Source organism: Nocardia sp. 852002-51101_SCH5132738, from assembly GCF_001665695.1.
GTDB lineage: Bacteria > Actinomycetota > Actinomycetes > Mycobacteriales > Mycobacteriaceae > Nocardia > Nocardia nova.
In genome coordinates this window covers 1-6605 of the sequence record NZ_LZML01000156.1, presented here as the reverse complement: position 1 = coordinate 6605, position 6605 = coordinate 1, and the positions used below count along the sequence as shown (strand labels likewise).

Sequence of the window (6605 nt, the reverse complement as noted above, 5' to 3'; positions counted from 1 at the left end):
CGTCGGTCCTTCCTGCCGAGCCATCAGGCTCGACTCATCGGACCGAGATCAGATCCACCGGAACACCGACAGTCCCGAACCACCTCAAGCAATGACAACGAACCTCCTACTAACGGGGCGAAGCATTGGGTTGGTCCGGCGATTATCCCAGGCGGTCAAGTCGTTCATTGAGCAGTTGTGCAGCGCTGGAACTCGGCACCCTTTTCGCGGCGCTGGTTACTGCGATGCGCAACTGGTCGGCGAGACGCGGAGAATGGGCCGCGCTTTCGATGGCGGTCAGAAAGGCGTCGACAGCGGCATCGACGTTGTCAGCGTCGAGATGGAGTGTTCCGAGAAGGAGGTGGGCCTCTGCGCTGTCGCGGTGGGATCGCAGCGCTATCGACTCGTTCGCGGCACCGATGGCGCCGGTCAGATCGCCGGTATTGCGAAGCGCTTCCCCGCGCAGGCGAGCGATGTGGGCAGGGGTGCAGAAATAGGCGATTGATTCTGCCGGTCCGGCGACTGGGTCGATGTCCGGCATCGCCGCGCGGGTGAGCGCGGCGTGGGCTCCGGCCGTGTTGCCTATTCGCGCCAGTGCCACCCCTGCGATGGCGGCAGTATGCGCGCGCAACCGGGCGTCGCTGACGGATGCGGCCCGTGATTCGGCGGCCGCCGCGAGGTCAGCGGCAAGGGCGGTGGCGGCGATCGCGCCTGCGCCCCAAGACCATTCGGCCATTGCCATCGCCGCCCCACCATGTGCCGAGGCTTCGTCAGCGGCCTCTCGCGCCAAGGTGAAATGCGCCGCAGCCGCGTCGTGATGTCCTAGGTCGAAGCATTGCCAGCCCGCCGAGACGCCGATGTGGCAGCGCAGGGTCAGGGCTCGGTCGCGCAGGCGCGGGGAGATGTCGATCAGCAAGGAGTCTGTCAATCGCGCCTGACTGAGAATGGTGCCTATCGCGGCGTTCGGGCCGAGAAGATCATCTTGAATCTTCGCGTGATTGACGATTGTCTCGATGGTGTCGAGCGCGGCGTCGTCCGCGTGTCGAGGTGCGGCCGCCGAGTTGATCAGGCGTTCGGGGTCGGCGCAGACAAGCGCAGCAGGTGATGCCGCGCCAAGGACGGCGATGGCCTTCACGACATCTCGGCGGTTCACCTGGCTCGTCTTCGTCAGTTCCGCAATCTCCCAGTCGATCTCGTCCTCAATTTGGGGGTGTGGCGAGACTGCCGGGGGCGGGTTTCGTTACGGCTGTTGAACAATCCCAGTTCCGCTGCGCGCGCACCGAAGACGACCTCGAGAGCCTGTCGATAGGCAGGGTGCGGCCACGTAATCTCTCCTCTCACCAGCCGTCGAATACGTTCCTCGTCGTACGCTCCTGGTCTGCCGGTGATTCGCTCGTAGGCGCGGTTGACTGCATCCGCGACATCGCGGCGTGTCCATCCCCGCCTCTTGATAAGTCGATCCAACTGTTCGTTGCCTGCCGGTCGCGCCATCCAGATGCCCCCTTCCCGACATCTCCTCTGAGCTTGGCCAGACAGTAACTCGATTGCGTCGAATTGGCGAGTTCGAGGAGAAGAGGGGGTGTTATTGGGGGGCGAAGTGGCCTCCCGCCGGATGCCATAGCGCGTGACAATGTGGATGCACCTGGCGTCAGGCGTGGGCCGCCCATCGAGTCGATCGACCATCCTCCACATCGATATCGAATCGTCGGGCGCCAGGCGCCACCATCAACCTGGACGGAGACGCAGCATGATGTGCTCGAAGTACGCGACGGTAGCTGGCGAAACCCGATTGGAGCAGCGACAGGCGCGCGTGGCGCAACTGCCCACGGGAGCGGAGTTGCTTTCGGCGATCCGCAACCATTTCATCGGGACCCATCCGCTGAACTTACTGGCGAACAAACTGGGGACGATCCATCGACTGTCGCTGAAACACACGAGTTTGGCCACGATCGATGCGGAAAGGTTGTCTCTCATCGCCGCGATCGACGGGTGGGCGTCGGACTACGTCGCCGCGCTGCACCGCCCGATCGCCCTCCGATACGAAACATTCGGTGCTCTGATCGATGCTCTGGCCGACAGTCAAGTGCGTGCGTACCACCTGCTGATGAACGGCGATCCGGCCGATCCGATGGTACACGCGGCCTGGCACCGGCTGGCTGAGCAGGTGCACGAGTATTCGGCATTGCTCTCGACGGTCGGCTGCGGCGATCCCGTACAACAGCAGGCACGCGACCATGCCGTCCTAGCAACACAACGGTCGTCCGAGTACGGCACGCGTGCTGGTAGTCCACCTATTGGGACGACAGATTCCACGGACTTGTCGTCGCGCCGCCCGTCGAGTGTCCCGATTCCGGGCTCGTGAAAGCACCGCACCCGGGGCGTACCCCCGGGTGCGGATCAATCGTTTCTCTTCGTGACTATCTGTTGTCAGTTGCCATGGAAGGGATGCTTGTTCATGATTGTGCCGGTTCGGCGATCAATCCGGTCTAGGATTTATTCGTACGTGTAGTGCGTTTGTGCCAGGGATACTGTACTCGCCGACTGATGCTTCTTTGTGAACGGACGTTGTTACGTCCAGGGGAGAGCGGAAGGAGAATCAGCGCTCCGGCAAGGCTGATGACGGCCAGGGCGAACGCTGAATGTTCCACTCCGCCCCAGAAGGCGGTTTTCGCATGGTTGGCGAGAGGATTTCCCGCCGGGCGATGGCGATGCCGATTGCTGCGCCGATCTCCTGAGTGGCGTCGTTGACTGCGGCTGATACCCCGTGCTTCTTCAACGGCGTGTCGAGCATGATCGCGTTAGTGGCCGGGCAGCCGGCATGTCGAGACCTGCGCTCATGATCAGCAGGAGGGTCGAGTGACATCGCAATGAGCGGAGCGACCATCGGGGCAAGGGCCAGAGCTGAGTGCAGGGGAACGAATCCCAGAATAAGCTGAGAAACATGACGCCGAAGGTCACGAGGAATTGGATGGTTATCGACAAAGCACCGCTTGAGAAGCCCCGGCGACGGAAGAGCCGCACGTCTATTAAGGGGTGCTCAGCACGCAGTTCAGTGATGATCAAGGCTGCGACGCTGATCAGTCCGATCGTGGTGGCAACAAACACCAGGCTGTCGGGCCAGCCGCGGGACGGGGCCTTCGATAACGGCAAATACGGTCGACGCGATGGCGAGCGTCACCCAGGACATGCCGAGACCATCCAGTGGCGGGCATGCGGTGTCGTGGGACTCGGGGACGGAGAAGCTCAGAATCAGTAGCAGTAGCAGCAGTGCGACGAGGGTCAACCCGAGAAAGATCGAATGATCGTCGTGCAAGCCCTGCGTGTCAGGTGAGTTGAGTCCACTTCTTGTTCGAAGTCATTTCAGCGAGGGTACGACGGAAGCTGCTCAGGCGCTCAAGGATGCACACGAGCTAGCGGGATTCATTGCTGACCATTTCACCGCGGTGTTGGACACTGTCGGAGCGGACACCTCGGGCGTGGGCTTGGTGGTGCAGTCGACTATTGGTGCGAGCCTATCCGCGACGGATTGGTGGATCAACTCACAATCCGACCCAAGTGCTGCGATGCCATGCACCGCGTTCTTCGAGCATCTGAGCGCAATTGTCTGGGGAATTATCGAGAGCTCGGTACGAGCTCGCGGAATCCGAATTGATCCGACCGCAACTCTACGAATCGAGAACATCGAAGTGGTCGAGGCTGGTACGATCTCGTAATCAACGCTGCAATAGAGGTCGAGCTAACCGGCCATCGGTAAGATTGCTGCATCCCGGCCATCGGTAAGATTGCTGCATCGCCAGTGCAGAGGCTTGGCGGATCCGGTGGACAGTCAACGGCATTCTGCATCTGCTATCTGGCTCGGTGCGATGTTGCTCCAGAACCCCGGCTGCCGACGAGCATTGGAGCAGCAGGCAACGGCATGGTCAACCCAACTGTCTCACGCAAGTACTTCTGCAGTATCTGGTAAAGCGCGGGCTGTTCCGCTCTCAGCTCGGCGTAGGCGGAGGAGAACAGCTCTCCGCGTTCGGCGGCATCTTCCAACTTTGCTTCCAGATGTATCTTCCACCTACTCCGCAGGGCGAGCAGCAATCCCTCGATCCCACCGAAGAGTGGGTCCAGTTCCGGAATTCCCGTGAATAGATTCGGATCATTAGGATCGGTGGCTGCTCGGGTGAGCACTTCATGCATGACTTCGATTCGTGCGTGCAATTCCGACCAGGACATTATGTCCCTTTCGTGAATGTTCGCCGGGTTAGATTCTCCCCATGCGATGAAGTCTAGCGGTCAATGGTTACGTGATCGTTGCGTGAAGGTTGCAAACATCCGTGACGGAAAAGTGCATGGCTTCAACCGTGCTGATGCACCGCCGAAGAATTCGCATGAATTCAGGATGGCAGCTGTGTGGCAGGCTTCGTTATGGGCTCGCAAACGAGTCGACTCGGAGCCTGGAATCGTTTTCGCCGCTGTTCGGCAATAACGTCGCGCCAGCGATCTTTGGCGGTTGTGATAGCGTCAACCATCACCATTTGTTTGCTGACTTGCATCTTGGGCGACTATTGCCCTGGGACTGTTAGATAGGTTTGCCGCATGGGTGCGAGCCGGAGATCTCGTGGGCTATTCGGACGGTCAGCAAGGCCCATGTCTCCGTGGTCTGTGTTGATAGCTGCAGTACGGCAAGAAGTTAACTGTAGCAGCCCAACGGGTTGACGCCCGTGTGTCTTGGAAGGTTGTTCGATCGGATCCACGACGCTACTGCCCCGGCATCTGGTGATCTTGTATGGTAAGTGTGTTTACAACATGATCTTCTCTGTCAAGAGTATTGACGAGAAGGTCCTCACTGTAAAGGTGTCTTGGATCACTCGAAGGCTGTGCTGAGGTGCTAACTCGGGACTGCCCCGGCTTTGGTTGACTCCTTGACCTGCCCTACCAGTTGATTACCCGTTTCGGTGTGAGGGTGACGGCATGCCTGAGACACCGCGGACAGATCGGCGGCCCCGTCGTTCGCGATGCTCGAACGAACCGCCCCGCGCAGACCACTGAATTGCATAGACGCGGTAGCCAACGCGCTGTCGTCGTCGAGCAGGGCGTCATCGATATTGGTCACCGCCCACGCGATGGCCAGCGTGAAGTCGTCCAGCTCGTAGGCCGGTGGAACCATCAGCGATGCACCAGCATTGGCGGACGCCAGATACAAGCGCGCTCGTCGCCGGTCCATTCCGTAATAGCGTGGCCCCTCAACGGAGTTCACCGTGGCAACCACGAGGGCGCGTTGCGGCCGGTTCAGCGGCGCTTCGGCCGTCGCGCGGGCAACCTCGGCCAGGACTCGACCGGAATCGAGAGCCGCCGGAACGACGATGAGCGGTGTCGTCGAACCCGCGAAGAACCGCCCCGCCGGCAGGGTGAGCACGGGCTGATCAGGGTGCGACTGCATCGCCGTGGTCAACGTCGCGCTCAGTCCAGATGGCCGGTGACCGGTCGCGCGAACGGCAGCGCGTTCAGCGCTGGCGGTTCGCCACAGGGCGAGCAGTCGACCGTTCGCTTCGAGCGCACCGTCTATGGCCCGAACAAGCTCGAGGGGGGAAGATTGTGGTCGCGCTACGCGCGCGAGACATATTGGCGGCTGTAGCCGATCAGGTCCGCCAACTTCGGTTGGCTGAGATCCTTCTCCTCGCGCATGGCTCTGATCGCCAGCCGCAATTGCTCGCGCTACGACGAATCATCCAGAGTTCCTTGCTCTTTCACTTCGGACGAGGCCCCCTATATTGAGGCAACGATTTCATCAGCTCGTGGTCTATCACGAATAGCGGTTCGACATCGACCACCTCGGTAACCAGCTCTGCCGCGATCAACCCGTCGACATCGTCGGTGAGGCTGATGGGTTCACCGATCAGGCCGTCGTCCCATACCGGGGCGACGACTCCGTCTGCGTCCTGCCACCATCCGATACGGCGGGTGCTTACCACGATGGCATACAGGGATTGGCGGTCCATCACAGCCGCCCCGAATCGGGCTTCAATCTGTTGTGCTGCTCCAGCAGGTCTCGCGCAGCCGTCCGCGCAGGGCACTCGCCCGTCAAGCAGTCCAGATGGACCTGCATAGCGCGATGCGCGTTCGCGATGCTTGCGGTCGCCCACTCAGTGTTCTTGCAGCTCACCTGTTCTAGTACTCCAGCCGGACTTCGTAGACAACGATTCTGCTGTTCAGGGTGCCGGGAGTTGGGCGGCCACCGCGTGATCAGGTTGTGTTTGTGTGGGACACAACTGAATTGGCGGTGGCCGTGTTCGACAGCGTAGCCGCCCCACGGTGGCGGCGACAGTTCGACGAGTTCACCGGCGCGATCGGGTCACGGTTCGCGCGAGCCGAGACCCGTGCGACTGCCGGGCGGATGCTGACCGGGCTGATATCGGAGCTGCCGGCCAAGAACTGCTGGACACTGGCCGAGTATGCCGGTGATCGCTCGCCGGATGCGATGCAGCACCTGCTCGCGTCCGCGGTCCTCGACGAGGACGGGTTGCGAGATGACCTGCGCGACTACGTGGTCGGGCATTTGGGCGAGGTCGACGCGACACTGGTGGTCGATGAGACCGGCGACCTGAAGAAGGGTGTGCACACGGTCGGGGTCCAGCGTC

Annotated in this window: 9 protein-coding genes; 3 read left to right on the top strand and 6 right to left on the bottom strand. The window is 61.2% G+C overall.

The annotated features are described in order from the left end of the window. Window positions 1–142: 142 nt before the first annotated feature. Window positions 143–1132 carry a hypothetical protein gene (locus tag A5789_RS23605; RefSeq protein ID WP_064902680.1) on the bottom strand — a complete coding sequence of 330 codons (990 nt, stop codon included), beginning with the start codon at window positions 1130–1132 and terminating at the stop codon, window positions 143–145. Window positions 1133–1726: 594 nt separating this feature from the next. On the opposite strand from A5789_RS23605, the gene A5789_RS23600 reads away from it, so the two are divergent. Then, complete coding sequence (locus tag A5789_RS23600) at window positions 1727–2341, top strand: hypothetical protein (protein ID WP_155525774.1); 615 nt, start codon at window positions 1727–1729, stop codon at window positions 2339–2341. Between the two features lie 234 nt (window positions 2342–2575). Here the strand turns inward: A5789_RS23600 and A5789_RS37415 are convergent, their stop codons facing one another. Beyond that, the gene (locus tag A5789_RS37415; protein ID WP_193615546.1) at window positions 2576–2770 is read right to left on the bottom strand and encodes a hypothetical protein; all 195 of its coding nucleotides are present in this window, start codon (window positions 2768–2770) and stop codon (window positions 2576–2578) included. Window positions 2771–3299: 529 nt separating this feature from the next. Between A5789_RS37415 and A5789_RS35920 the strand changes: the two genes are divergently transcribed. Continuing rightward, the gene (locus tag A5789_RS35920) at window positions 3300–3692 is read left to right on the top strand and encodes a hypothetical protein (protein ID WP_193615545.1); all 393 of its coding nucleotides are present in this window, start codon (window positions 3300–3302) and stop codon (window positions 3690–3692) included. A gap of 133 nt (window positions 3693–3825) precedes the next feature. On the opposite strand, the gene A5789_RS35915 is transcribed toward A5789_RS35920, so the two are convergent. From A5789_RS35915 to A5789_RS23585, 4 genes are all read right to left on the bottom strand, one after another. Then, window positions 3826–4200: a hypothetical protein gene (locus tag A5789_RS35915; protein WP_193615544.1), complete on the bottom strand. Its 375-nt coding sequence runs from the start codon at window positions 4198–4200 to the stop codon at window positions 3826–3828. A gap of 655 nt (window positions 4201–4855) precedes the next feature. Further along, window positions 4856–5419, bottom strand: a complete 564-nt coding sequence (locus A5789_RS23590; RefSeq protein WP_155525772.1) for a hypothetical protein — start codon at window positions 5417–5419, stop codon at window positions 4856–4858. Between the two features lie 152 nt (window positions 5420–5571). Next, on the bottom strand, window positions 5572–5652 hold the full coding sequence (locus A5789_RS38655; protein WP_082940906.1) for a helix-turn-helix transcriptional regulator: 81 nt from the start codon (window positions 5650–5652) through the stop codon (window positions 5572–5574). Window positions 5653–5714: 62 nt separating this feature from the next. Further along, a complete protein-coding gene (locus A5789_RS23585; RefSeq protein ID WP_064902676.1) occupies window positions 5715–5966 on the bottom strand; it encodes a hypothetical protein in 252 nt (83 codons plus the stop codon). Between the two features lie 347 nt (window positions 5967–6313). Here A5789_RS23585 and A5789_RS36835 point away from each other — a divergent pair. After that, on the top strand, window positions 6314–6605 hold a 292-nt coding region (locus tag A5789_RS36835; RefSeq protein WP_231956624.1), incomplete at its 3' end, for a transposase.

Bases quoted from the DNA above. Each gene is read 5' to 3' on its own strand.
- A5789_RS23585 (WP_064902676.1), bottom strand. From the start codon at position 5,966: ATGGACCGCCAATCCCTGTATGCCATCGTGGTAAGCACCCGCCGTATC.
- A5789_RS35915 (WP_193615544.1), bottom strand. From the start codon at position 4,200: ATGTCCTGGTCGGAATTGCACGCACGAATCGAAGTCATGCATGAAGTG.
- A5789_RS23600 (WP_155525774.1), top strand. From the start codon at position 1,727: ATGATGTGCTCGAAGTACGCGACGGTAGCTGGCGAAACCCGATTGGAG.
- A5789_RS38655 (WP_082940906.1), bottom strand. From the start codon at position 5,652: ATGCGCGAGGAGAAGGATCTCAGCCAACCGAAGTTGGCGGACCTGATC.
- A5789_RS37415 (WP_193615546.1), bottom strand. From the start codon at position 2,770: ATGCTCGACACGCCGTTGAAGAAGCACGGGGTATCAGCCGCAGTCAAC.